Source organism: Stutzerimonas stutzeri (assembly GCF_024448935.1).
In the GTDB taxonomy this organism is placed as follows: domain Bacteria; phylum Pseudomonadota; class Gammaproteobacteria; order Pseudomonadales; family Pseudomonadaceae; genus Stutzerimonas; species Stutzerimonas stutzeri_AO.
Genome location: NZ_JAMOIE010000028.1, coordinates 12,209 through 33,778 on the forward strand (window position 1 = coordinate 12,209; position 21,570 = coordinate 33,778).

Sequence of the window (21,570 nt, forward strand, 5' to 3'; positions counted from 1 at the left end):
CCGCACCATGTCCATGACGCCCCGCGAGATCGTCCACGAACTCAACCGCCATATCGTCGGCCAGGACGACGCCAAGCGTGCCGTCGCCATTGCCCTGCGCAACCGCTGGCGGCGAATGCAGCTCTCCGCCGAGCTGCGCGCGGAAGTGACGCCGAAGAATATCCTGATGATCGGCCCCACTGGCGTAGGCAAGACCGAGATCGCCCGGCGCCTGGCGAAGCTGGCCAACGCGCCGTTCATCAAGGTAGAGGCGACCAAGTTCACCGAAGTGGGTTATGTCGGCCGTGATGTCGAGTCGATCATCCGCGACCTCGCCGACGCCGCACTGAAGATGCTCCGCGAGCAGGAAGTAGTGAAGATGCGCCATCGCGCCGAAGATGCCGCCGAAGAGCGCATCCTCGACGCGCTGCTACCTCAGGCGCGCCCGGCCGGCTTCAATGACGAGCAACCGGTGCAGGGCACGGATTCCAATACGCGCCAGCTGTTCCGCAAGCGCCTGCGTGAGGGCCAGCTCGACGACAAGGAAATCGATATCGAAGTGGCCGAGAGCCCAGCCGGCGTCGAGATCATGGCTCCCCCAGGCATGGAGGAGATGACCAATCAGCTACAGAACCTTTTCTCCAACATGGGGAAAGGCAAGAAGAAGAGCCGCAAGCTGAAGATCAAGGACGCACTCAAACTGGTCCGCGATGAAGAAGCCGCGCGCCTGGTCAATGAAGAAGAGCTCAAAGCCCGCGCACTGGAAGCGGTGGAGCAGCACGGCATCGTCTTCATCGACGAGATCGACAAGGTCGCCAAGCGCGGCAACACCAGCGGCGCCGATGTCTCCCGCGAGGGCGTTCAGCGCGACTTGCTGCCGTTGATCGAAGGCAGCACGGTCAACACCAAGCTGGGCATGGTCAAAACCGATCACATCCTGTTCATTGCCTCGGGTGCATTCCACCTGTCCAAGCCCAGCGATCTGGTGCCGGAGCTGCAGGGTCGTCTGCCGATTCGCGTCGAGCTCAAGGCGCTGTCCCCGGAAGACTTCGAGCGCATCCTCACCGAGCCACATGCCTCGCTGACCGAGCAGTATCGTGAGCTGCTGAAGACCGAAGGGCTGGGCATCGAGTTCACCGAGGACGGCATCAAGCGCCTGGCGCAGATCGCCTGGCAGGTCAACGAGAAGACCGAGAACATCGGTGCTCGCCGCCTGCACACGCTGCTTGAGCGCCTGCTGGAAGAGGTCTCGTTCAGCGCTGGCGACCTGGCCGGACAGCAGAATGGCGAGCCGATCCGCATCGATACCGCTTACGTCAACAGCCACCTCGGTGAGCTGGCCGAAGACGAAGACCTGTCGCGCTATATCCTTTAATAACGCAGCCGGAAGCTGGAAGCTTTAAGCCGAAAGTCGAAGCCCTGGCTTCAAGCTTCAAGCTTCAAGCTTCAAGCTTCAAGCTTCAAGCTCATACGGAGTATGCCCATGCGTATCCCCACCGCGATCAAGCTGCACAAAAAGTCGAAAACGCTGGAGTTGGAATATGGCGCCGAGCAGCGCTACGTCCTGCCGGCCGAATTCCTGAGGGTGCACTCCCCATCCGCCGAGGTGCAGGGTCACGGCAATCCGATCCTGCAGACCGGCAAGATCAATGTCGCGCTCGAGGGAATCGAGCCAGCCGGTCAATACGCGCTGAAGTTGACCTTCAGCGACGGCCACGACAGCGGGCTTTTTAGCTGGGATTACCTGTATCAACTGGCCAGCGATCGGCAACGGCTCTGGGACGAGTACCTCGGCGCGCTGGAGAAAGCCGGCAAATCGCGTGACCCGGACATCTCCCCGGTCAAGTTGATGCTTTGAGCGTTTCTCGAAACTGACTGCTCGCCGCTCTGCTCGCAGCTGCTTTTGCGTCCAGCCTCCTGCCTCCCGCGCTCTTATCGGCTATTCAGCTTTTTAGGTTTAGAATGCCGGCACATTCTTCCGGTGACAGTGACATGACCGATCCCCGCAAAGAGCGTGACGCAGAAGCCACCACCCACTTCGGCTACAAGAACGTGCCGGAAAGCGAAAAAGCGCAGAAGGTGGCCGAAGTATTCCATTCCGTAGCCGCCAAGTACGACCTCATGAACGACCTGATGTCCGGCGGCGTGCATCGCCTCTGGAAGCGCTTCACCATCGAGCTGTCCGCTGTCCGCCACGGCAACCGGGTGTTGGACATCGCCGGCGGCACCGGCGATCTGGCGCGCCAGTTCTCACGCATCGTCGGGCCGACCGGCGAAGTGGTGCTGGCCGATATCAACGCGTCCATGCTCAAGGTCGGTCGTGACCGCCTGCTCGACAAGGGCGTAGCCGGCAACGTGAAGTTCGTTCAGGCCGACGCCGAGAAACTGCCGTTCCCGGACAACCACTTCGATGTGGTTACCATCGCCTTCGGCCTGCGCAACGTGACGCACAAGGAAGACGCCATCGCGTCCATGCTGCGGGTACTCAAGCCCGGCGGTCGGCTGCTGGTTCTGGAGTTTTCCAAACCGACCAACCCGCTGTTTTCCAAGGCCTACGACGCCTACTCGTTCAGCCTGCTGCCGATGATGGGCAAGCTGATCACCAACGACTCCGAGAGCTACCGCTACCTGGCCGAGTCGATCCGCATGCATCCGGATCAGGAAACCCTCAAGGGCATGATGGCCAACGCCGGCTTCGAGCGCGTCACCTACCACAACATGACCGGCGGCATCGTCGCCCTGCACCGCGGCATCAAGCCCTGATGCTGCGCGCTGCCCTGCTGGCCGGCGCCGAGCGCGGGCTCAACCGCGTACTGCGCCTGGACCCAACGGCCCTGCCGCGGCTGGCCAGGCTCAGCAGTCGGATCATCGAAGTCGACTGCTCGGCTCCCGCTTGGCGGCTGTTCATCCTCGCCGATGAAGATGGTCTACGGTTGGCCGAGCACTGGGGCTGCGAGCCGGATTGCCGCCTGCGCGCTTCCGCCACGGATCTGCTGCGCCTGGCGACCAGCCGCAACAAGACCGCCATCCTGCATGGCCCGGACGTCGAGATCCAGGGTGACAGCGCAGTACTGATGAGCCTCGCCGAGGTGCTGCAGGATCTCGAGCTGGATTGGGAATATGAGCTCTCGCACTGGCTGGGTCCGGTCGGTGCGCATCTGCTCGGCTCCGGCGTTCGGCGTCAATCCGCCTGGTTGCGACAGACTACCGACAGCCTGCAGCAGAACCTGGCCGAATACCTCAACGAAGAATCACGCACGCTGGTCGGCATAGCCGAGGCTGAAACGCGCTTCGCTGAACTCGACCGCCTCAAGCTCGATCTCGACCGACTCGAAGCCCGCGTCGAGCGGCTTATCCAATTTTTGAAACCAGACCGACCCGAATGAAGCTGTTCGCCGCGGCTCGCCGCCTGTTGCGCATCCTGCTGGTGGTGATCCGCTACCGCCTGGACGACATCATTCTCGACCTGCCGATGCCGTGGTGGCTGCGCGCGACCAGTTACCTGCTGCCATGGCGTTGGCTGCCACGCCGGCGCACCGAACTCTCTCGAGGGGCGCGCCTGCGCCTGGCGCTGGAAGGGCTGGGCCCAGTTTTCATCAAGTTCGGCCAGATCCTCTCGACCCGACGCGACCTCCTGCCGCTCGACATCGCCGAAGAGCTGGCCATGCTTCAGGATCGGGTACCGCCGTTCGACTCGGCAGTCGCCACAGCGCTCATCGAACGTGAGCTGGGCGCGCCAGTGGGCGAAGTGTTCGCCCGGTTCGACAGCAAGCCGTTGGCGTCCGCCTCGGTCGCCCAGGTGCATGCGGCCAAATTGCGCAGCGGCGAAGAGGTGGTGGTCAAGGTAGTGCGACCGCACCTGCGACCGATCATCAGCCAGGACATTGCCTGGTTGTTCCTGCTGGCGAAAACCGCCGAACGCGCCTCCAACGAGGCCCGCCGTCTGCACTTGGTGGAAGTGGTCGACGACTACGCCAGGACCATCTACGACGAACTCGACCTGCTGCGCGAAGCGGCCAACGCCAGCCAACTCAAGCGCAACTTCCAGGGCTCGCCGCTGCTCTACGTTCCTCAGGTTTACTGGGACTACTGCCGTCCGCAGGTACTCGTGATGGAGCGTATCTACGGCGTGCCAGTGACCGACATGAAGCGCCTGGCCGAGCAGCGCACCGACATGAAACAGCTGGCCGAGCGCGGCGTGGAGATCTTCTTCACCCAGGTCTTCCGCGACAGCTTCTTCCATGCCGACATGCACCCCGGCAACATCTTCGTCAGCACGCACCAGCCATGGAACCCGCAGTACATCGCGGTCGACTTCGGCATCGTCGGCAGTCTCACCCCCGAGGATCAGGACTATCTCGCACGCAACTTGATGGCATTCTTCCGACGCGACTACCGCAAGGTGGCACAACTGCACATCGACTCGGGCTGGGTGCCGGCCGAAACCAAGGTCAATGAGTTCGAGGCGGCAATCCGTACCGTCTGCGAGCCAATCTTCGAAAAACCGCTAAAGGACATCTCCTTCGGCCAGCTGCTGGTGCGCCTGTTCCAGGTCGCGCACCGCTTTAACATGGAGGTCCAGCCGCAGCTGGTCCTGCTCCAGAAGACGCTGCTCAACATCGAAGGCCTGGGCCGCGAGCTCTATCCGGAACTGGATCTGTGGGCCACGGGCCAGCCTTACCTCGAGCGCTGGATGCGTGAACGCATGAGCCCGAAACAGCTGTTGAAGAACGCCCAGACGCAGATCGAACAGCTGCCGCACCTGGCGGGCATGACGCGCAAGCTGCTCGAGCGCATGTCGGGGCCCCATGCGAACAACCTGCCCCCACCCTGGCGCGAACATCATCGTGACTGGCCATTGCGTCTGGTCGGCGCCGCGTTGCTAGCCGGAGGCGCCACGCTGGCGGCGGCGGCCGAGAGCAGTTCCGCGCTGGCGACCTGGCCCGCCTGGCTGATGCTGGCGGCCGGCATCTACATCGTGGTGCGCCGATAGCCAGCGGTCGGGCAGGCTGGCACACTGAGCGTACAGAGTGGAGAATCCGATGAACTGGCTGGATCAAATCAACTGGAACGAAGACGGGCTGGTACCGGCGATCGCCCAAGACCATCAAACCGGGCGCATCCTGATGATGGCCTGGATGAATCGCGAAGCGCTGGAGCTGACCACTGCAGAGAACCGCGCCGTCTATTGGTCGCGTTCGCGTGGCAAGCTGTGGCGCAAGGGGGAGGAATCGGGCCACGTGCAGAAGCTGCACGAGCTGCGCCTGGACTGCGATGCCGATGTCATCGTGCTGATGGTCGAGCAGATCGGCGGCATCGCCTGTCATACCGGACGCGAGAGTTGCTTCTACCGCGTCTTCGAGAACGGTGATTGGAAGACTGTCGAGCCGGTCCTCAAGGACCCGCACGCGATATACGCGGAGCACGCACATGAGTGATACCTTTTCCCGTCTGGCCGAGGTGCTGGAAGCCCGCAAGGGCGCCGCGGCGGACAGTTCCTATGTGGCCAGCCTCTACCACAAGGGACTCAACAAGATTCTCGAGAAGGTCGGCGAGGAGTCGGTGGAAACCATACTGGCAGCAAAGGATGCTGCAGCCAGCGGTGACGCCAGCGACCTGATCCACGAAACCGCCGACCTCTGGTTTCACAGTTTGGTGATGCTGGCCGCACTGGATCAGCATCCACAGGCGGTTCTGGACGAACTCGACCGGCGATTCGGTCTCTCCGGGCATGCGGAAAAAGCCGCGCGCCCACATTCCTGATAGACAACTTCGGAGTACTGCAGCATGGGTTTTGGTGGAATCAGCGTCTGGCAACTCCTGATCGTTCTGCTCATCGTGGTCATGCTTTTCGGCACCAAGCGCCTCAAGGGCCTGGGCTCGGACCTTGGCGATGCGATCAAGGGCTTCCGCAAGTCCATGGGCACCGACGAGGAAAAGCCCGGTGTCGATGAGAAACAAAACCATACCATCGATGCCGAGGCCCGCAAGGTCGAAGAACCGACAAAGAAGAACTGAGGCGCCATGTTCGATATCGGTTTCACCGAACTGCTGCTGATCGGCCTGGTTGCGCTGTTCGTTCTCGGCCCTGAGCGCTTGCCTGGTGCGGTGCGCACCGCAGGACTCTGGATTGGGCGCGCCAAGCGAAGCTTTGCCAACATCAAGTCCGAGGTCGAGCGCGAAATTGGCGCCGACGAGATTCGCCGCCAGTTGCACAACGAGCGCATCCTCGACCTTGAGCGGGAAATGAAGCAGAGCATCATGCCCAGCTCGCCCGGCGCCAACAGCACGCCATCCCCGCAATCGGCCACGCCGCCACCGGATGCCGGCCAGCTCGAAGAGGCAGCGTCCACAGAAGCCAAACCCGCCGACACGGCCCCCATACCTCGCCCGGACAAATCGCCTGAGCCATGAGTAATACCTCCATCGACGATCAGGAAATGCCGCTGATTGCCCACCTGACCGAATTGCGCAAGCGGCTACTGCGCTGCGTGGTGGCGATACTGCTGCTGTTTGGCGGATTGTTTTACTTCTCCCAGCAGATTTACGCGCTGGTGGCCGCACCGCTGCGGGCCTACCTGCCCGAAGGCGCGACGATGATCGCCACAGGCGTGGCCTCGCCGTTCCTGACACCGTTCAAGCTGACGATGATGGTGGCGCTGTTCCTGTCGATGCCGGTCATCCTGCATCAGATCTGGAGCTTTATTGCGCCCGGTCTGTACAAGCATGAAAAGCGCGTCGCGGTGCCGTTGCTGATCTCCAGCATCTTCCTCTTCTACGGCGGCATGGCTTTCGCCTACTTCGTGGTCTTCCCGATCATGTTCGGCTTCTTTGCCAGCGTGACGCCCGAAGGCGTGGCGATGATGACCGACATCGGTCAGTACCTCGACTTCGTGCTGACATTGTTCTTCGCCTTTGGCGTGGCATTCGAAATCCCGGTAGCGACCTTCCTGCTGATCTGGGTGGGCATCGTCGACGTAGCCACCCTGCGCAAAAGCCGTCCCTACGTTGTGGTCGGCTGCTTCGTCGTTGGCATGGTGTTGACGCCGCCCGACGTGTTCTCCCAGGCATTGCTCGCTGTGCCTATGTGGATACTGTTCGAGGCCGGTCTGATCTGCGGTCGTATGGTGAAGAAGCGCGAAGAGGAATTTCGCGGTGACGCAGACGGCAGCAAGCCCCACCCCGGCGATCAACCACCCGTTGCACGTCCGTGAATCTGTTGCTGCTGGAGGCAGCCGACTTTGTCGCCACCGATCGGGTAATCCTGCGTGACCGCCGCCTGACACACCTCCACGAGGTTCACCGCGCCGAGGCGGGTGAGTCCCTGCGGGTCGGACTGCTAGGCGGCCAAATGGGCCAGGGACACCTGCTGCGTCTGGACGCCAAGGAGGCCGAACTCGAGATCGAACTGCAGCAAACCCCGCCAGCCAAACTGCCCGTTACTCTGCTATTGGCCTTGCCCCGGCCAAAGATGCTGCGCCGCGTGCTGCAGACGGCAGCCAGCATGGGCGTGCCTAGGCTTGTATTGCTTAACAGCTACCGTGTTGAAAAAAGCTTCTGGCAGACCCCCTTCCTCGAGCCGCAGGCCATCCGCGAACAGCTGCTACTTGGATTGGAGCAGGCACGCGACACCCTGTTGCCTGAGGTCACCATCGAGAAGCGCTTCAAACCCTTCGTAGAAGACCGCCTGCCACAGCTGGCGGCCGGTACCCGCGGCCTGGTAGGCCACCCAGGCGACTACCCGGCCTGCCCTCGTGCACTGAGCGAACCGGTGACGCTGGCCATTGGTCCCGAAGGCGGCTGGATACCCTACGAAGTGGCGAAACTGATCGAGGCCGGGCTTCAGCCAGTGCAGCTTGGGGATCGTATTCTGCGAGTTGAGACCGCCGTCAGCGCCCTGCTGGCGCGCTTGTTCTGAAGATTCATTTAGCCGAGACACGACACGGTACCGATGAACGTAGTGCACGCAAGCGCTGCGCACGGGTCAGAGTCTGTGAACCCCTCAATCACAGTGTAGCCATGCGACCCTTGACCATAGATCTTCACCGCCTGAAATACGCCCTGGAAAACCGCGACGCCAGCGAGCATTACCTGGACCTCGAGTCCGGCCAGATTCAGGCGGTTTTCCCCGGAGAAGCCGCTCCGGGTGCCGATGAAAAATATGACGTGCAAGCAGATCGCTACTTGCACATCGAGCCTCTCGGGCTGGCGCAGTCGATCGCGATGCGAGAAGCGTTCCTGTTCACCCAGCACGACCCCAACGCCCATGCCGTCCTTGCCCATGCCTTGCAGGGACGCAAGCCACTGCGAACGTTCGATTTCAAATTGGAAGACTTTCCGGATGTTCGCCAGGCCTGGCTGGACTATCAGGCGGTGCAGTTGCGTGAATACGCTATAACCTGGCTGCACGAAAACGGGCTCGAATCGTCGAAACGCTGACCTGTCCCCGCCGCCTTATCCTCAGCTTTCCAACAGGAAGGTCACCGGCCCGTCGTGCTGAAGATAGACCTGCATATCGGCACCGAAACGGCCGCAGGCCACATTCGGATACTGCAGACGCGCCTGACCGACCAGGTAATTGTAGAGTTCTTCGCCCAGCCCTGGGGGCGCGGCAGTTGAGAAGCTCGGCCGTAGGCCACTGCTCGTGTCCGCCGCCAGGGTGAATTGAGAAACCAGCAACAGGCCACCGCCGACGTCAGAAAGTGAGCGGTTCATCTTGTCGTTCTCGTCGCTGAACACTCGGTATCGCAGGAGCTTGTGCAGGAGCTTATCGGCACACGCACGATCGTCCTCCCGCTCGACCCCGACCAGCACCAGCAGGCCCTGATCGATCGAGCCGATCACCTCGCCAGCCACCTCGACCCGCGCCTGCCGCACGCGCTGGATCAATGCCTTCATCAGGCTTCCTCTGGCGGTAAATCGAGCAGGCGCTTGGCCACGTCCGCAGCGGCCCGCACCAGGGCATCGCAGATGCCGGGTTCCGACGCTGAATGGCCCGCCTCGCGAATGATCTGCAGCTCGCTGTTGGGCCAGGCCTCATGCAGCGCCCACGCATTGTCCAGCGGGCAGACCGCATCATAACGGCCATGCACGATGATGCCCGGCAGGTGTGCAATCCTGTGCATGTCGCGCAGTATCTGGTTCGGCTCAAGAAATGCCTGGTTGACGAAGTAATGGCACTCGATACGCGCCATTGCCAGCGCACGATGAGTATCGGCGAAACGATCAACTACCTGGGTATTGGGCCGCAGCGTGGCCGTGCGCCCCTCCCAGCAGGACCAGGCCTTGGCCGCATGCATCTGGGCGATCTGGTCGGTACCGGTCAGACGCTTGTAGAACGCCTGCATTAGGTCGCCACGTTCTTCTGGCGGAATCGGAGCGATGAAGTCCTGCCAATAATCCGGAAACAGGCGGCTAGCGCCTTCCTGATAGAACCAGTGGAAGTCCTCCGGCCGACACAGAAAGATGCCCCGCAGGATGAGCGCATGGACACGCTCAGGAAAGGTCTGGGCATACGCGAGCGACAGCGTCGAACCCCAGGAGCCGCCAAACAGCACCCACTTGTCGATGCCGAGAAATTCGCGGATGTGCTCCATGTCCGCGATCAGGTGCGCCGTGGTGTTGTTTTCGAGTCTTGCATGGGGGCTGGAACGACCGCAGCCACGCTGATCGAACGTGATGATTCGGTAAAGGTTGGGGTCGAAGAAGCGACGACTCAGCGCATCACAACCACCGCCTGGGCCACCGTGAACGAACACAACAGACAGGCCCTCCGGCGACCCACTCTCGTCGACGTAAAGCACATGCGGCGCTTCGACCGCCAGCTCATGCCGGACGTAGGGTTTGATCTCCGGATACAAGGTCTGCATGGCACACTCCATGATCGGTACGCGGGTTAGGACCGCCTGACGTTTCCGGCATCATAACGAGGTTCGAGAGGTTAGGCATGCCCGTATGGAAATTAGCCGTCGCGTTCAGGGCGGTAGCGCTGATGCTGGCCGGATGTGGTCGCGATAATCCAGAGGCTGCGCTGCGGGCGGCTGTTGAATCGCTGCAGGACAGCATTGAAAGCAAGGACACCTGCCGGCTCATGGACCTCGTTCACCACGAGTTCAGCGCCAACCGAGAGGCGGGCGGATCGGGACTGTAGTCACCGGCACGATAAAGGATCCAGCACTGTCCCTTGGTCAGGCCCGGGAAGAGATCGCTGGACCAGTTGTCGAAGCGAACCCACAGCTTGTCCGTCTGACCCTGCTGCTGCAGTACCGCCTCCCCCGTGGCCTCCAGCTGTTCGCCATCTTCGGTTTCGCAGCGATTGGTCACCGCCACGCTGCCGTCATCCTGCAGCCGGTAATTCGCCTGCGAGCGCATGCAGTTGCGCTGAAAAAAACATCGGCAGGCGCGCCTGCTCGTACCAGGTGCCTTGATAGCGTTCCAGATCCACCTGCCCGGCGGTCTCAGGCCCGTTCACGTTACGGCCGGAAGCTGCACATCCGGCGACCGGTAGTGCAGTGAAAAGCGCAACGAACAGGCGCGTACGAGCTCCTTATTTCAGACCTTGGCCGGAAAACATCATGACTTTGTCACCCGCAAACTGGATGCTGATAAAGCGATTTTTCTGCCCCCAGGTGCAGCTCGACATGCCCAGCGCGCCGGCGCACTCGCCTGGCTTGCCCAAGAGCTTTTCGACCTCTGCACGGGACATCCCCGCCTGCAGTTTGGCGAAGTTTTCCTGCGTCACCGGACTGCACGCAGCCAACAGCACGACAGCGACGATCAGCGATACATAGCGCAACGACATGTCGGATTCCTTTTTTTCGAGTCAACAGCTGGCCTTGCTTGGCCTTGTGGTAACAGATAGAAAACAAGCCGCCCAGGATGGTTCCGGAGCAGGCCTAGAAGCCTGAGCCAGGCCCGGCGAGAAACGTCTGTTCAGCCTCGCTCGAGCTGCGACCCAGGATGGCATTGCGATGAGGAAAGCGGCCGAAGCGAGCAATGACCTGCCGATGGCGTTCAGCAAAGTCGAGGAAATCGGCAAACAGCTTTTGCTCGCCCGCATCGGCAATCCCGAGGAGCTGCTCGAACTGCTGCACGGCCTGATCCTGCACGCTGAGATTTTCCGCGTGTTCCAGCACAAAATAGATGAATACACGCTGTATAGGCGTCAGCAGGACGTCGCCGCCGTGGGCCATGCCGTCCCGCACAAGCTGCAGCGCGCGTTCATCGCCGGCGAATGCCTTCGGTGTGCCGCGATAGATCATGCGCGGAAGCTGATCGAGGAGAAGGACAAGCGCGAGCCAGCCATGTGGCGACCCGGCCCACTCGTTCAGCTCGCCTGCGAGCGCGCGCTCGGTGAGATCACCGAAACGCTCGCGGGCTTCTGCATCCTGTTCGGGTTTGTAGCCGAACCAGACACCATTCTTTGCACCCGCTATCTCAGTAGCGGTAGTGCCCTCACCGAACCACCAGTTCAGCAATTCCTGGGAGGGCGAGGTCATCTTTCAGGCCCTGTGGTAACCAGTGACGCGCTCGACTTCTTCCTTCGATCCCAGGAACACTGGCACACGCTGGTGCAGCGACTCGGGTTGAACGTCGAGAATGCGCTGAGTGCCGGTGGTTGCCGCGCCGCCGGCCTGCTCGATGATAAAGGACATGGGGTTGGCTTCGTACATCAGCCGCAGCTTGCCGGCCTTGCCAGGCCCGCGCGAATCGCGTGGGTACATGAACATGCCGCCGCGGGTCAGGATGCGGTGCACGTCGGCGACCATCGAAGCGATCCAGCGCATGTTGTAGTTCTTGTTCAGCGGGCCTTCATCGCCGGCCAGCAATTCGCTGACGTAGCGCTGTACCGGTGCTTCCCAGTGGCGCTGATTGGACATGTTGATAGCGAACTCAGCGGTGCTTTCCGGCACGCGGACGTTTTCATGAGTCAGCACGAAGCTACCCAGTTCGCGGTCCAGGGTGAAGCCCATGACACCGTTGCCGAGCGTCAGCATCAGCATGGTTTGCGGGCCATAGATCGCGTAACCCGCGGCGACCTGCTTGGTGCCCGGCTGAAGGAACGCTTCTTCACCGAGCGCGTCGTTCTGGGTGAAGCATTCACCCGGGCAGCGCAGTACGGAGAAGATGGTGCCGACCGACACGTTGACATCGATATTGCTGGAGCCGTCCAGCGGGTCGAAGACCAGCAGGTAGGCGCCTTTCGGATACTTGCCAGGAATCTGGTAGGCGTTGTCCATTTCTTCCGAGGCCATACCGGCCAGGTGGCCGCCCCACTCGTTGGCTTCGAGCAGGATCTCGTTGGACAGGACGTCGAGTTTCTTCTGCACTTCGCCCTGGATGTTCTCGGTTTCGGTCGCCCCGAGAATACCGCCCAGCGCGCCCTTGGAGACGGCGTGGCTGATCTCCTTGCACGCTCGAGCCACTACTTCGATAAGGAAGCGCAGATCTGCAGGGGTGTTGTTGCTGCGGGTCTGCTCAATCAAGTAGCGACTCAGGGTTACGCGTGACATGGAATGGCTCCGGAGGGATGGATAAGCCCGCGCAGTTTAGCAGGCCTCTGAGGAAACTGACCCTCCTCAGACCTGTCGACAGGGCACAGAGTTCAGCAAAGCGGCAAAGTGCCTGCACCAGCCATATCATCCGCCTACGCGCTCCCGTCATGCGGAAGCGGCGGCGGTCCGATCCATCAACCCGCCAAGCCGCTCCACCTAAGCCATCAGAGCACCTTCCAGATCTCCTGGGCATATTCGCGAATGGTACGGTCCGACGAGAACCAGCCGGTGCGTGCCGTGTTGAGCACCGCCGAGCGCCACCAGCTGTCCGCATCGCACCAGCGCGCCTCGACTTCCAGCTGCGCCTGCCAATAGGCCTCGAAGTCGGCACACACCATGAAGATATCGTGCCATTTCAAGCCGTCGATCAAGGCGGTGTAGCGACCCGTATCTTCAGGCGAGAAGGCACCATCGCGGATCGCCATCAGCACCTCGTTGAGCCGCGGCGAGCCGATGATGGTGGCTTCGGCGTTGTATTCGTTGGCCTGTTTGCGCGCCTCGACCTCCTGCGCAGTCATGCCGAAGATGAACATATGCTCGGCACCGATCTGCTCGCACATTTCGACGTTGGCGCCATCCAGCGTGCCGATAGTCAGCGCGCCGTTCAGGGCAAATTTCATGTTGCTGGTGCCCGACGCCTCGAGCCCGGCCGTGGATATCTGCTCGGACAGGTCGGCGGCCGGGATGATGCGTTCGGCCAGACTGACGTTGTAGTTCGGCAGGAACACGACCTTCAGCAGCCCACGCACGGTCGGATCGTCGTTGATGGTCCGGGCGATATCGTTGGTCAGCTTGATGATCAGTTTGGCCGTGTGATAACTGGCCGCCGCCTTGCCGGCGAAGATCTTCACACGCGGGACCCAAGTGCCGCCCGGGTCGGAGCGAATCGCCTGGTACAGCGCGACGGTATGCAGCAGGTTCAGCAATTGACGCTTGTATTCGTGGATGCGTTTGACGTGCACATCGAACAACGCATTCGAATCGACGCTGATCCCCAGTCGCTCCTGAATCATGCGCGCCAGCAACTGCTTGTTGCCCTGGCGCTGGGCGGCGAAGCGGGCGCGGAAATCCGGCTGATCGGCGAAAGGCTCCAGCTGGCGCAGCAGCGTCTCCGGTGAATCAAGCAGTTCTTCACCCACATGATCGACCAGCAGGCGGGTCAGCTGCGGGTTGGCCTGATACAGCCAACGGCGGAAAGTGATACCGTTGGTCTTGTTGCTGATCCGCTTGGGATAGAGCGAATGCAGGTCGGTAAACACCGTCTCGCGCATCAGACCGGTGTGCAGTGCTGAAACACCGTTAACACAGTGCGAACCGAGAAACGCGAGGTTGCCCATGCGTACGCGGCGGCCGTGGCCTTCCTCGATCAGGGACACCGAGCGCAGCAGGTTGACGTCGTGGATACCCCGCTCCCGCAACGCATCGAGGTGCTGGGCATTGATCAGGTAGATGATCTGCATGTGCCGCGGCAACAGGCGTTCCATCAGCCCTACGGGCCAGGTTTCAAGCGCCTCGGGCAGCAGCGTGTGGTTGGTGTAGGACAGGGTGCCGACGGTCAGCTCCCAGGCCTTGCGCCACGGCACTTCATGCACGTCCACCAGCAGGCGCATCAACTCGGCAACGGCGATGGCCGGGTGCGTGTCGTTGAGCTGGATGGCGGCGAATTCCGGCAGGTTCAGCAGCGTGCCGCGCTGATCCAGATGCCGGCGCAGCAGGTCCTGCAAGGACGCCGCGACGAAGAAATACTCCTGGCGCAGGCGCAATTCGTGCCCTGCTTCGGTGCTATCGGCGGGATACAGAACACGGGAGATACTTTCGGCGCGCGCTTCCTCGGCGACCGCACCGACGTGGTCACCCGCATTGAAGCGCTCCAGATGGAAGTCCGCCTCAGCCCGCGCACGCCACAGGCGCAGCGTATTGACGCTCGCACCGCGCCAGCCCACCACTGGCGTGTCGTAGGCAATCGCACGAACCACTTCGGCCCAGTGCCAGAAATGCTTGGGCTGAGCAGAGCTGCTGCCATCCGACGGCATCGCCGCCACGCTGCCGCCGAAACCGATCAGGTAGCTGACTTCGGGTCGCTCGAATTCCCAAGGATTGCCGAAATTCAACCAGGTCTCGGTCTGCTCGTGCTGCCAGCCATCGACGATCGCCTGGCGGAACAGGCCGTGATCGTAGCGGATGCCATAGCCATGCGCGGCCACACCGAGGGTCGCCATGCTTTCCATGAAACAGGCCGCCAGTCGTCCCAGGCCGCCATTACCCAGTGCAGCGTCAGGCTCGAGCACGCGAATGCGCTCGAAGTCGACATCTATGCTGGCCAGCGCCTCGCGTGCCACATCGAGCAGGCCCAGGTTGCTGAGGCTGTCGGTGAGCAGACGGCCTATGAGGAATTCCAGCGAGAGGTAATAGACCCGCTTCTTGCCTTCGCGATAACCCTGTCGAGTACGGTCCATCCACTGGTCGATCATACGGTCACGCGTGGCCAGCGCCACCGCCTCGAACCAATCATGGTCGGCGGCATGCTCGCGGTCCTTACCGATCGAATAGGTCAGCTTGCTGATTACGTTTTCACGAAAAGCTGCGACCTCATCGGCGTTGGGAGCAGTCGTTTTTTGCGTCATGGGCAGACCTCGTGCAGCGGGTGAAAGGATACGAAGCATTCATGGCGGCGCCAGGCCGCCTCGAAAAATACGGTAATACAGACAAGCTTGCAGGTTTCAGCAGCATCTGCGCGACCGTGCGTCCGGCGTTCGACTCGTCGGCTTCGCTGGAAATTCCACCCCGTGTCGCCAGGATCGCGCGCCGCCATTACCGATATCGCCGCCGTGCACCCGCGTTCGATCGCTTCTGCCGACCCCGAGCGCCTGGAAACCTGGGCGCGATACAGCAACGGCCCGTGCCGAGACTGCCACGCCACGTGTTGCACTTTGCCGGTCGAGGTGCCGATCGATGACTTGATCCGCCTCGAAGTGGCCGATGCCTTCGAGCATGACGAGCCGCTCAAGGGCATTGCCAAACGCCTGGGCAAAGAAGGCCTTGATGAACATTTCGATCAGAAGCACGGCATCTTCACCCTGCCCCGACAGGCCAATGGAAACTGTCTTTACCTCGATCGCAGAACACGCTTGTGCACGGTCTGTGCCAAGCGCCCCGAGACCTGCCGCAACCACCCGATGTCGGCCCAAGGCCTGGCTATTGCCTATCAGAAGAAGACCGCCCAGTAGAAGACCGCAGCGCGCTAACGCCGCCTTCCCACCCAACCGAAACGGCGGGGAATGGCCGCAATAAATGCCGCGGAAACTGGCAATATCGTGACTCAGCAGTCATGCTTGACGTCTGCCTGTATCCGCACACGTTTAGGAATCCACCCGGCATGAGCCGCGATAGCCGCTACCTGGAAGCCATTCTGCACCACGACATCCCACTGACCCGCGCGATGGGCCTGCGCGTCGAGCATTGGGAAAATCATGAGCTGCGCCTGACGGTCCCGCTGCAAGCGAACATCAACCACAAAAGCAGCATGTTCGGTGGCAGCCTCTACTGCGCCTCGGTGCTGGCGGGCTGGGGCTGGCTGCACCTGCGCCTGCGCGAGGCCGGGATCGACGAGGGCCATATCGTCATTCAGGAGGGCCTGATCGACTATCCGCTGCCCGTGATGGATGACGCCACCGCGGTCTGCTCGGCCCCGGACGATAGCGCCTGGGAGCGATTCGAGATGATCTACCGTCGCCGTGGCCGTTCGCGCCTGACCCTGCGCAGTCGCGTTCTGGCTGCGGACGGCCGGGACGCAGTGCGTTTCACCGGCCAATTCGTGCTGCATAAGTAAACGCAGCCGCGCCCTCTGCCCTGCCAGGGTGCACCGGGCCGCTACAGCCCCCGCGCACCGTTGATCGCTGACGGCCCAAAGGCCCGCGCAAGCCACTGCGAAGCGGCGGGCAGCGGCCGGCTGTTCGGCCCCGGCCTATCGTCAGCCATTTCCCCCCGGATCCAGACGCCACCGCGCTCACCTGCTACCGCTGCAGGCTGGCATGCGCGCGCACGACGGACTACGCTGCAACGGCCAACAATAAAAACAGCGTCAAGGAGCCGATGCCATGGGCCTGTCCCGTAATGTCATTCTATTGTTCAGTGTTCTACTCGCCCTCAGCGGTGGCGCGCGCGCCGAGTTACCGAAGAACTATCAGATCATCCTGCAGACCGACAACTTTCCACCCTTCAACATGGGGCCGAGCCACAAGCGCTTCGCCCGCGGCGACGAGGTGCAAGGCATCGCCACCGACACCGTGCGGGAGATCTTCAAACGTGCCGGCATCGGCTACAACCTGACGCTGCGCTCGCCCTGGGACCGCATCTACAACCAGACCCTCACCGACACCGGTCACGGGTTGTTTTCAGTCACCCGTACGGCGCAGAACGAAGGCTTATTCAAGTGGATCGGGCCACTGGCCCGCTACGACAGCGTGCTGCTCGCGGCGCCGGCCAAGCCCATCGATCTCAACTCCCTCACCCAGGCCCAGGGGCTGAAAATCGGCGCGCAGAAAAGCAGCGGCATCAGCCAGTACCTGGAACGGCAAGGATTGCGCCCGATCGACAGCCTCAGCGAAGAGGAAAACCTGCGCAAACTGCTCAGCGGCCGCCTGGATCTGTGGGCCACGGCCGATCCGGTCTGGCGTTACCGCGCCAAAGAACAGGGCGTCGAGGGGTTGCAGCCTGTGCTGAGCTTCCACGCCGAATACCTGTACCTGGCGCTGCACAAGGACACGCCCGACGAAGCCGTCGAGCGTCTGCAGAGCGCGCTCAATGATGTCATTGGCGAGGGCTATGCCGGCTGCAGCAAGACCCCCGACTTCTGTTATCTGATACGCGATCGCAAGGCGCCCTGAGCGCACCGGGGTCGCGAGGCGCTCAGACGTAGCGTGACTTCGGTGTGGCCATCGGCAGTGGGCCGTCGCCGATCAGACGGAACTCGCCCTTGGCCGCATCGTAGGCGCGGATTTCGCTGGTGCCGATGTTGTAAACCCAGCCATGAATGAACAGCTGCCCGCTGGCCAGCCGCGCCGCCACCGAGGGGTGCGTACGTAGATGGTCGAGCTGGGCCAGCACGTTCTCCTCGGTCAGCACGCCAAGGGTGTTGTGGTCGGCGCAGCCGCAGTTCTCCTCGACCACCGTCCTGGCCACTTCGGCGTGTCGCAGCCAGCTCCGTACGGTCGGCATCCCGTCGAGGCTCGAGGGATTCAGCACCGCTTTCATCGCGCCACAATCGGAATGGCCGCAGACGATGATGTGATGCACGCCAAGCGCCATCACCGCGAACTCGATGGCGGTCGACACGCCGCCATTCATGATCCCGTAGGGCGGCACGATATTGCCGACATTGCGCGTCACGAACAGGTCGCCCGGCGAGCTCTGGGTGATCAGCTCGGGCAGGATTCGCGAGTCCGCACAGGTGATGAACATGGCCCGCGGCGTCTGCTCGTGGGCCAGCTTGTTGAACAGCTCACGCTGCTGCGGATAGATGTCTTCACGGAACCGAATGACCCCCGCGATCAGGTTGTCGAGCGCCTCCTGCGCTGTTTCGGTCGTCTTGTCAGCGAGACTCATAGCACGATCTCTCTTAGGGTTTGGTTAGGTACGACGTTGCACACGTCCGGCCGGACACTGCACAGCTGTGACAGACCGTAACAAACGCCGGGCGCGAGCCCCGACGTGATGAATCTGTATCAGTGTTCTTTAGAAGGTAGACCAACCGATGCGCTGCGAGAGCTTCGCCAGTGCGCCATGCCGATCAGCGAATTGCCGGCCTGGTTCAATTCAGGCGACCAGACGCAGACCGTGAAGCGCCCCGGCACCACCGCCACGATACCGCCACCCACGCCGCTCTTGCCGGGCAACAGTGCCGGCACGGCAAGGCGCGACTGGCTGATGTCGCAAATCACCAGCGCCCCGGCACTGATGAACGGGTTGCGCGGTATGCCACGCTCGAACGCCAGCGGTACCGGCGAGTACAACGGCGGCCCGGACGGTTCGTGTCCTGGCGCGCCCACAACGACTCGCCGCAATGCTGAATCGCCTGCACCAGGCTAAAAGACCCTGGAATGCTCTGGATCGAAAACGGCGTCTTCGCATTACCGGCGTAGTAGAGCTCACCCCTTAGCCAGGGGCGGAGGGCTGTAGTAGGCTGCATGGCAAATCCGATATACGCCAAGCGCATGACAAAGAACACAATAGTCGCCATGTCACCGGAGATTTTCCATGAGCGCCCTCGTCGTTCCCTGCGCGCACTGCGCCGGGCTCAACCGCATCCCAGCCGACCGATTGGCCGCGGGTCCGCGCTGCGGCCGTTGCAAATCTGCGGTACTGACCGATACACCGTTCGAACTGAGCCGGGCGAGCTTCGCCAATCAGGTCAAGGGCGACTTGCCGTTACTGGTGGACGTTTGGGCGAGTTGGTGCGGGCCGTGCCGCAGCTTTGCGCCGATCTTCGAGCAGGCGGCTGCGCAGCTGCAGGGTCGCTGTCGGCTGGCCAAGCTGGACAGCGAAGCCAACCCGCAGCTGTCGAGCCAGCTCGGTATTCGCTCGATTCCGAGCCTGATCCTGTTCAAGGATGGAAGCGAGACTGCGCGCCAGAGCGGGGCAATGCCGTTGCCGCAATTGCTGGCATGGCTCCAGCAGCAGGGGGTATGACGGGCGCTGGCCCGCCTGAACGCTTTTTGTAACGAGACGAGGTCGCGCGTGGAGGTACACGCCTCGAATCGGTCTTCTCCCCGGAGCGAAAGCCCCTGTAAGTGCGAAAAAACCAATAAAAGACCGTGCGTTTCGCTTCTGGTTCCGCGAAGCACGCGTACCTCTTATCCGGATATTTCAAGCAACGTTTGCCTCAGCCGGATCGCGATTGGATAATGCCGCCACTTTCACGGCGGATAATTTACCGATAGTCGCTGCACAGGGACGTCGACACGCCAATAACAAGGCTCGCGGACGAGCCGGTGAGTTCACGCGTGATTCAATTCGATATCGATCAATGGCAGGCCTGGGCTCCAGGTCTGGCACTCGCTGATGACTGGGCGATTTGGGCTCGGCATCCATACGACCTCAAAAACAGCGACGCGCAGCCGGACGTCAGCTTCCTGCCCGCCATGCAACGCCGACGGCTCAGCCGGTTGGCGCGTATGGTATTCGCCGTGGCTGCGCCACTGGCTGCCGGGCAGTCGCCGATGCCCATGGTGTATGCCTCGCGCCATGGAGAAACCGCACGCACCTTTGCCATCCTCAATGATCTGGCAGATGGCGAGCCCCTTTCGCCGACTCAATTCAGCCTGTCGGTGCATAACGCGATCATCGGCCTCTGGTCGATTCAGCAGCAAGACACCAGCGAGATGACCGCGCTGGCCGCCGAAGGCGATGGCCTGGAGCATGCCGTGCTCGAGGCGTCCATGCTGCTCGGCGAAGGCGCGCCGGCCGTGCTGGTGGTGATTGCCGAAGACCAGCCCCCCGCCGTCTATGCGCCCTGGATCAGCGACGTCAGCTTTCCTTATGCCGTAGCGCTGTTGCTCAAGCCGGGCCACTCCTGGCAATTGAGCCTCGAAGCCGCCGATGAAGACGCCACCCCGCCACCTCGCCCACACGCGATCGGGCTGGTTTGCGCGCTGCTCAACGGCACATCCGGCTGTCAGCATCGATGGAAGAGACGCCAATGGAACTGGCAGCAGACTCATTGAACAATCGGCCCAGCGCGCCATGGCTGTGGCGCCTGATCGCGACCGGTCTGTCGTTTACCCTGTTTGGCCTCGGCGGGCTTTGTCTGCGGCTGCTGGTCTTCCCCTTGCTTGGCCTGCTGCCTGGCGATCACGCCGCGCGCCGCCGTCGGGCACGCCAGACCGTGAGCCGACTGTTCTGGCTGTTCGTCCAGTTCATGTATCGCAGCGGCGTGCTGACCTACGAAGTCGAAGGCGCCGAGCGCCTCGGCCGCCCTGGCCAGTTGGTGATCGCCAACCATCCTTCCCTCATCGATGTCGTAGTACTGATCGCATTGATCCGCGACACCAACTGCGTGGTCAAGCAGAGTCTTTTGGACAACCCGTTCACTCGAGGGCCGATCCGCGCGGCGCAATACATCAGCAACAACGGCAGCGCCGAGATGCTCGATGAAACTGCCGACGCGCTGCAGCAGGGCCAGACGCTGATCATCTTTCCGGAAGGTACTCGCACCACGCCCGGCCAGGCACCGCAGTTTCATCGCGGCGCGGCGGCCATTGCCCTGCGCGGCGCGCGCCTGGTGACACCGGTGGTGATCAGCGTGACGCCGAGCACCCTGACCAAGGCCGAGCCCTGGTACCGCATCCCGGCAAGACGTTTCCATTTTCATCTGCGCGTTGGGGAGGATATCGACCCGCAGACATTTGCCGCACGGGGAGCGGCACCCATCGCCTCGCGGCGACTCAATGACCATCTGCACCGACACTTCATAAAGGAGCTCGCACTCGATGAGCCAACTGCAGCGTGAAATCAAGCAACTGATCATCGACGCCCTGGGTCTGGAAGACCTCGGCCCGGATGACATCGCGACCGACCAGCCGTTGTTCGGCGAAGGCCTCGGGCTGGACTCGGTCGACGCGCTGGAACTGGGCCTGGCGATTCAGAAGCGCTTCGGCATCAAGATCGACGCCGATGCCAAGGACACCCGCAAGCATTTCGCCAGTGTCGACAGCCTGGCCGCCTACGTTAGCGCCAACCGCGCCGCCGCCTGCGGAGGCCCCCAAACGTGAACAGTCGCAACGAGATCTTCCAGACCCTGCGCGACGCGCTGGTCGAACTCTTCGAACTCGACCCCGAGCGCATCAGCCTCGACGCCAACCTGTATCAGGACCTGGAGATCGACAGCATCGACGCCGTCGACCTGATCGACCACATCAAGCGCCAGACCGGCAAGAAGATCGCCGCCGAGGAGTTCAAGTCGGTCCGTACCGTGGGCGACGTCGTCGAGGCGGTGTACCGCCTGGTGAACCCGCAAACGGCCTGAGCCGCACAGATCAAG

26 protein-coding genes and 3 pseudogenes are annotated in these 21,570 nt (G+C 62.1%); 20 read left to right on the plus strand and 9 right to left on the minus strand.

The annotated features are described in order from the left end of the window. Positions 1–7: 7 nt before the first annotated feature. The 12 genes from hslU to NA637_RS10325 all read left to right on the plus strand — a co-directional run bounded on the left by hslU (position 8) and on the right by NA637_RS10325 (position 8,418). Entirely contained in the window at positions 8–1,354 is a 1,347-nt protein-coding gene (gene hslU / locus NA637_RS10270; RefSeq protein ID WP_256072160.1) for an ATP-dependent protease ATPase subunit HslU, read from the plus strand. Between the two features lie 108 nt (positions 1,355–1,462). Then, positions 1,463–1,837 (plus strand): gamma-butyrobetaine hydroxylase-like domain-containing protein, encoded by a 375-nt coding sequence (locus NA637_RS10275; RefSeq protein ID WP_256072162.1) that lies wholly within the window; start codon positions 1,463–1,465, stop codon positions 1,835–1,837. A 134-nt stretch (positions 1,838–1,971) separates the two neighbouring features. Next, complete coding sequence (gene ubiE, locus NA637_RS10280; RefSeq protein WP_256072163.1) at positions 1,972–2,742, plus strand: bifunctional demethylmenaquinone methyltransferase/2-methoxy-6-polyprenyl-1,4-benzoquinol methylase UbiE; 771 nt, start codon at positions 1,972–1,974, stop codon at positions 2,740–2,742. Next, entirely contained in the window at positions 2,742–3,365 is a 624-nt protein-coding gene (locus tag NA637_RS10285; RefSeq protein ID WP_256072164.1) for a ubiquinone biosynthesis accessory factor UbiJ, read from the plus strand. The genes ubiE and NA637_RS10285 overlap by 1 nt, the downstream gene beginning before the upstream one ends. Next, positions 3,362–4,972 (plus strand): ubiquinone biosynthesis regulatory protein kinase UbiB, encoded by a 1,611-nt coding sequence (ubiB, locus tag NA637_RS10290; protein WP_256072165.1) that lies wholly within the window; start codon positions 3,362–3,364, stop codon positions 4,970–4,972. The genes NA637_RS10285 and ubiB overlap by 4 nt, the downstream gene beginning before the upstream one ends. A 49-nt stretch (positions 4,973–5,021) precedes the next feature. Beyond that, positions 5,022–5,417, plus strand: a complete 396-nt coding sequence (gene hisI, locus NA637_RS10295) for a phosphoribosyl-AMP cyclohydrolase (RefSeq protein ID WP_256072166.1) — start codon at positions 5,022–5,024, stop codon at positions 5,415–5,417. After that, a complete protein-coding gene (locus NA637_RS10300; protein WP_256072167.1) occupies positions 5,410–5,742 on the plus strand; it encodes a phosphoribosyl-ATP diphosphatase in 333 nt (110 codons plus the stop codon). Before hisI ends, NA637_RS10300 begins: the two co-directional genes overlap by 8 nt. Before the next feature lie 24 nt (positions 5,743–5,766). Then, positions 5,767–5,997, plus strand: coding sequence for a twin-arginine translocase TatA/TatE family subunit (tatA, locus tag NA637_RS10305; protein ID WP_256072169.1), 231 nt, complete (start codon positions 5,767–5,769; stop codon positions 5,995–5,997). Positions 5,998–6,003: 6 nt separating this feature from the next. Further along, on the plus strand, positions 6,004–6,393 hold the full coding sequence (gene tatB, locus NA637_RS10310; RefSeq protein ID WP_256072170.1) for a Sec-independent protein translocase protein TatB: 390 nt from the start codon (positions 6,004–6,006) through the stop codon (positions 6,391–6,393). After that, the gene (gene tatC / locus NA637_RS10315; protein WP_256072171.1) at positions 6,390–7,193 is read left to right on the plus strand and encodes a twin-arginine translocase subunit TatC; all 804 of its coding nucleotides are present in this window, start codon (positions 6,390–6,392) and stop codon (positions 7,191–7,193) included. Before tatB ends, tatC begins: the two co-directional genes overlap by 4 nt. Next, positions 7,190–7,897 carry a 16S rRNA (uracil(1498)-N(3))-methyltransferase gene (locus NA637_RS10320; protein ID WP_256072173.1) on the plus strand — a complete coding sequence of 236 codons (708 nt, stop codon included), beginning with the start codon at positions 7,190–7,192 and terminating at the stop codon, positions 7,895–7,897. Before tatC ends, NA637_RS10320 begins: the two co-directional genes overlap by 4 nt. 101 nt (positions 7,898–7,998) lie before the next feature. Next, on the plus strand, positions 7,999–8,418 hold the full coding sequence (locus NA637_RS10325; RefSeq protein ID WP_256072174.1) for a UPF0158 family protein: 420 nt from the start codon (positions 7,999–8,001) through the stop codon (positions 8,416–8,418). A gap of 21 nt (positions 8,419–8,439) precedes the next feature. On the opposite strand, the gene dtd is transcribed toward NA637_RS10325, so the two are convergent. From dtd to NA637_RS10360, 7 genes and pseudogenes are all read right to left on the minus strand, one after another. After that, the gene (gene dtd / locus NA637_RS10330) at positions 8,440–8,877 is read right to left on the minus strand and encodes a D-aminoacyl-tRNA deacylase (protein WP_256072175.1); all 438 of its coding nucleotides are present in this window, start codon (positions 8,875–8,877) and stop codon (positions 8,440–8,442) included. Further along, positions 8,877–9,848: a prolyl aminopeptidase gene (gene pip / locus NA637_RS10335; protein WP_256072176.1), complete on the minus strand. Its 972-nt coding sequence runs from the start codon at positions 9,846–9,848 to the stop codon at positions 8,877–8,879. The genes dtd and pip overlap by 1 nt, the downstream gene beginning before the upstream one ends. 274 nt (positions 9,849–10,122) lie before the next feature. Beyond that, a pseudogene (locus NA637_RS10340) lies at positions 10,123–10,510 on the minus strand (lipocalin family protein); the annotation flags it as partial. Between the two features lie 15 nt (positions 10,511–10,525). After that, a complete protein-coding gene (gene bamE, locus NA637_RS10345; RefSeq protein WP_256072177.1) occupies positions 10,526–10,780 on the minus strand; it encodes an outer membrane protein assembly factor BamE domain-containing protein in 255 nt (84 codons plus the stop codon). Between the two features lie 94 nt (positions 10,781–10,874). Then, entirely contained in the window at positions 10,875–11,477 is a 603-nt protein-coding gene (locus NA637_RS10350) for a DUF924 family protein (RefSeq protein ID WP_256072178.1), read from the minus strand. Between the two features lie 3 nt (positions 11,478–11,480). Further along, the gene (locus NA637_RS10355) at positions 11,481–12,491 is read right to left on the minus strand and encodes a class 1 fructose-bisphosphatase (protein ID WP_256072179.1); all 1,011 of its coding nucleotides are present in this window, start codon (positions 12,489–12,491) and stop codon (positions 11,481–11,483) included. 206 nt (positions 12,492–12,697) lie between these two features. After that, positions 12,698–15,157, minus strand: coding sequence for a glycogen/starch/alpha-glucan phosphorylase (locus NA637_RS10360; RefSeq protein ID WP_256072180.1), 2,460 nt, complete (start codon positions 15,155–15,157; stop codon positions 12,698–12,700). 204 nt (positions 15,158–15,361) lie between these two features. On the opposite strand from NA637_RS10360, the pseudogene NA637_RS10365 reads away from it, so the two are divergent. From NA637_RS10365 to NA637_RS10375, 3 genes and pseudogenes are all read left to right on the plus strand, one after another. Then, positions 15,362–15,760, plus strand: a pseudogene (locus NA637_RS10365) (YkgJ family cysteine cluster protein). A gap of 149 nt (positions 15,761–15,909) precedes the next feature. After that, positions 15,910–16,362, plus strand: coding sequence for a thioesterase domain-containing protein (locus NA637_RS10370; RefSeq protein WP_256072201.1), 453 nt, complete (start codon positions 15,910–15,912; stop codon positions 16,360–16,362). A 268-nt stretch (positions 16,363–16,630) separates the two neighbouring features. Then, positions 16,631–17,419 (plus strand): substrate-binding periplasmic protein, encoded by a 789-nt coding sequence (locus NA637_RS10375; RefSeq protein ID WP_256072181.1) that lies wholly within the window; start codon positions 16,631–16,633, stop codon positions 17,417–17,419. A 22-nt stretch (positions 17,420–17,441) separates the two neighbouring features. Here the strand turns inward: NA637_RS10375 and NA637_RS10380 are convergent, their stop codons facing one another. Beyond that, positions 17,442–18,137 carry a carbonic anhydrase gene (locus NA637_RS10380; protein ID WP_256072182.1) on the minus strand — a complete coding sequence of 232 codons (696 nt, stop codon included), beginning with the start codon at positions 18,135–18,137 and terminating at the stop codon, positions 17,442–17,444. A 129-nt stretch (positions 18,138–18,266) separates the two neighbouring features. After that, positions 18,267–18,684 (minus strand): annotated as a pseudogene (locus NA637_RS10385) (glutaminase); the annotation flags it as partial. A gap of 104 nt (positions 18,685–18,788) precedes the next feature. Between NA637_RS10385 and trxC the strand changes: the two are divergent. The 5 genes from trxC to NA637_RS10410 all read left to right on the plus strand — a co-directional run bounded on the left by trxC (position 18,789) and on the right by NA637_RS10410 (position 21,555). Continuing rightward, positions 18,789–19,220: a thioredoxin TrxC gene (gene trxC / locus NA637_RS10390; RefSeq protein WP_256072183.1), complete on the plus strand. Its 432-nt coding sequence runs from the start codon at positions 18,789–18,791 to the stop codon at positions 19,218–19,220. Positions 19,221–19,534: 314 nt separating this feature from the next. Further along, complete coding sequence (locus tag NA637_RS10395; protein ID WP_256072184.1) at positions 19,535–20,254, plus strand: beta-ketoacyl synthase chain length factor; 720 nt, start codon at positions 19,535–19,537, stop codon at positions 20,252–20,254. Further along, positions 20,230–21,039, plus strand: coding sequence for a lysophospholipid acyltransferase family protein (locus tag NA637_RS10400; RefSeq protein ID WP_256072185.1), 810 nt, complete (start codon positions 20,230–20,232; stop codon positions 21,037–21,039). Before NA637_RS10395 ends, NA637_RS10400 begins: the two co-directional genes overlap by 25 nt. Then, positions 21,020–21,301 carry a phosphopantetheine-binding protein gene (locus NA637_RS10405; RefSeq protein ID WP_256072186.1) on the plus strand — a complete coding sequence of 94 codons (282 nt, stop codon included), beginning with the start codon at positions 21,020–21,022 and terminating at the stop codon, positions 21,299–21,301. Before NA637_RS10400 ends, NA637_RS10405 begins: the two co-directional genes overlap by 20 nt. Beyond that, a complete protein-coding gene (locus tag NA637_RS10410; protein WP_168426121.1) occupies positions 21,298–21,555 on the plus strand; it encodes an acyl carrier protein in 258 nt (85 codons plus the stop codon). The genes NA637_RS10405 and NA637_RS10410 overlap by 4 nt, the downstream gene beginning before the upstream one ends. Positions 21,556–21,570 lie beyond the last annotated feature (15 nt).

Bases quoted from the DNA above. Each gene is read 5' to 3' on its own strand.
- hslU (WP_256072160.1), top strand. From the start codon at position 8: ATGTCCATGACGCCCCGCGAGATCGTCCACGAACTCAACCGCCATATC.
- NA637_RS10275 (WP_256072162.1), top strand. From the start codon at position 1,463: ATGCGTATCCCCACCGCGATCAAGCTGCACAAAAAGTCGAAAACGCTG.
- ubiE (WP_256072163.1), top strand. From the start codon at position 1,972: ATGACCGATCCCCGCAAAGAGCGTGACGCAGAAGCCACCACCCACTTC.
- NA637_RS10285 (WP_256072164.1), top strand. From the start codon at position 2,742: ATGCTGCGCGCTGCCCTGCTGGCCGGCGCCGAGCGCGGGCTCAACCGC.
- ubiB (WP_256072165.1), top strand. From the start codon at position 3,362: ATGAAGCTGTTCGCCGCGGCTCGCCGCCTGTTGCGCATCCTGCTGGTG.
- hisI (WP_256072166.1), top strand. From the start codon at position 5,022: ATGAACTGGCTGGATCAAATCAACTGGAACGAAGACGGGCTGGTACCG.
- NA637_RS10300 (WP_256072167.1), top strand. From the start codon at position 5,410: ATGAGTGATACCTTTTCCCGTCTGGCCGAGGTGCTGGAAGCCCGCAAG.
- tatA (WP_256072169.1), top strand. From the start codon at position 5,767: ATGGGTTTTGGTGGAATCAGCGTCTGGCAACTCCTGATCGTTCTGCTC.
- tatB (WP_256072170.1), top strand. From the start codon at position 6,004: ATGTTCGATATCGGTTTCACCGAACTGCTGCTGATCGGCCTGGTTGCG.
- tatC (WP_256072171.1), top strand. From the start codon at position 6,390: ATGAGTAATACCTCCATCGACGATCAGGAAATGCCGCTGATTGCCCAC.
- NA637_RS10325 (WP_256072174.1), top strand. From the start codon at position 7,999: ATGCGACCCTTGACCATAGATCTTCACCGCCTGAAATACGCCCTGGAA.
- dtd (WP_256072175.1), bottom strand. From the start codon at position 8,877: ATGAAGGCATTGATCCAGCGCGTGCGGCAGGCGCGGGTCGAGGTGGCT.
- pip (WP_256072176.1), bottom strand. From the start codon at position 9,848: ATGCAGACCTTGTATCCGGAGATCAAACCCTACGTCCGGCATGAGCTG.
- bamE (WP_256072177.1), bottom strand. From the start codon at position 10,780: ATGTCGTTGCGCTATGTATCGCTGATCGTCGCTGTCGTGCTGTTGGCT.
- NA637_RS10350 (WP_256072178.1), bottom strand. From the start codon at position 11,477: ATGACCTCGCCCTCCCAGGAATTGCTGAACTGGTGGTTCGGTGAGGGC.
- NA637_RS10355 (WP_256072179.1), bottom strand. From the start codon at position 12,491: ATGTCACGCGTAACCCTGAGTCGCTACTTGATTGAGCAGACCCGCAGC.
- NA637_RS10360 (WP_256072180.1), bottom strand. From the start codon at position 15,157: ATGACGCAAAAAACGACTGCTCCCAACGCCGATGAGGTCGCAGCTTTT.
- NA637_RS10370 (WP_256072201.1), top strand. From the start codon at position 15,910: ATGAGCCGCGATAGCCGCTACCTGGAAGCCATTCTGCACCACGACATC.
- NA637_RS10375 (WP_256072181.1), top strand. From the start codon at position 16,631: ATGGGCCTGTCCCGTAATGTCATTCTATTGTTCAGTGTTCTACTCGCC.
- NA637_RS10380 (WP_256072182.1), bottom strand. From the start codon at position 18,137: ATGAGTCTCGCTGACAAGACGACCGAAACAGCGCAGGAGGCGCTCGAC.
- trxC (WP_256072183.1), top strand. From the start codon at position 18,789: ATGAGCGCCCTCGTCGTTCCCTGCGCGCACTGCGCCGGGCTCAACCGC.
- NA637_RS10400 (WP_256072185.1), top strand. From the start codon at position 20,230: ATGGAACTGGCAGCAGACTCATTGAACAATCGGCCCAGCGCGCCATGG.
- NA637_RS10405 (WP_256072186.1), top strand. From the start codon at position 21,020: ATGAGCCAACTGCAGCGTGAAATCAAGCAACTGATCATCGACGCCCTG.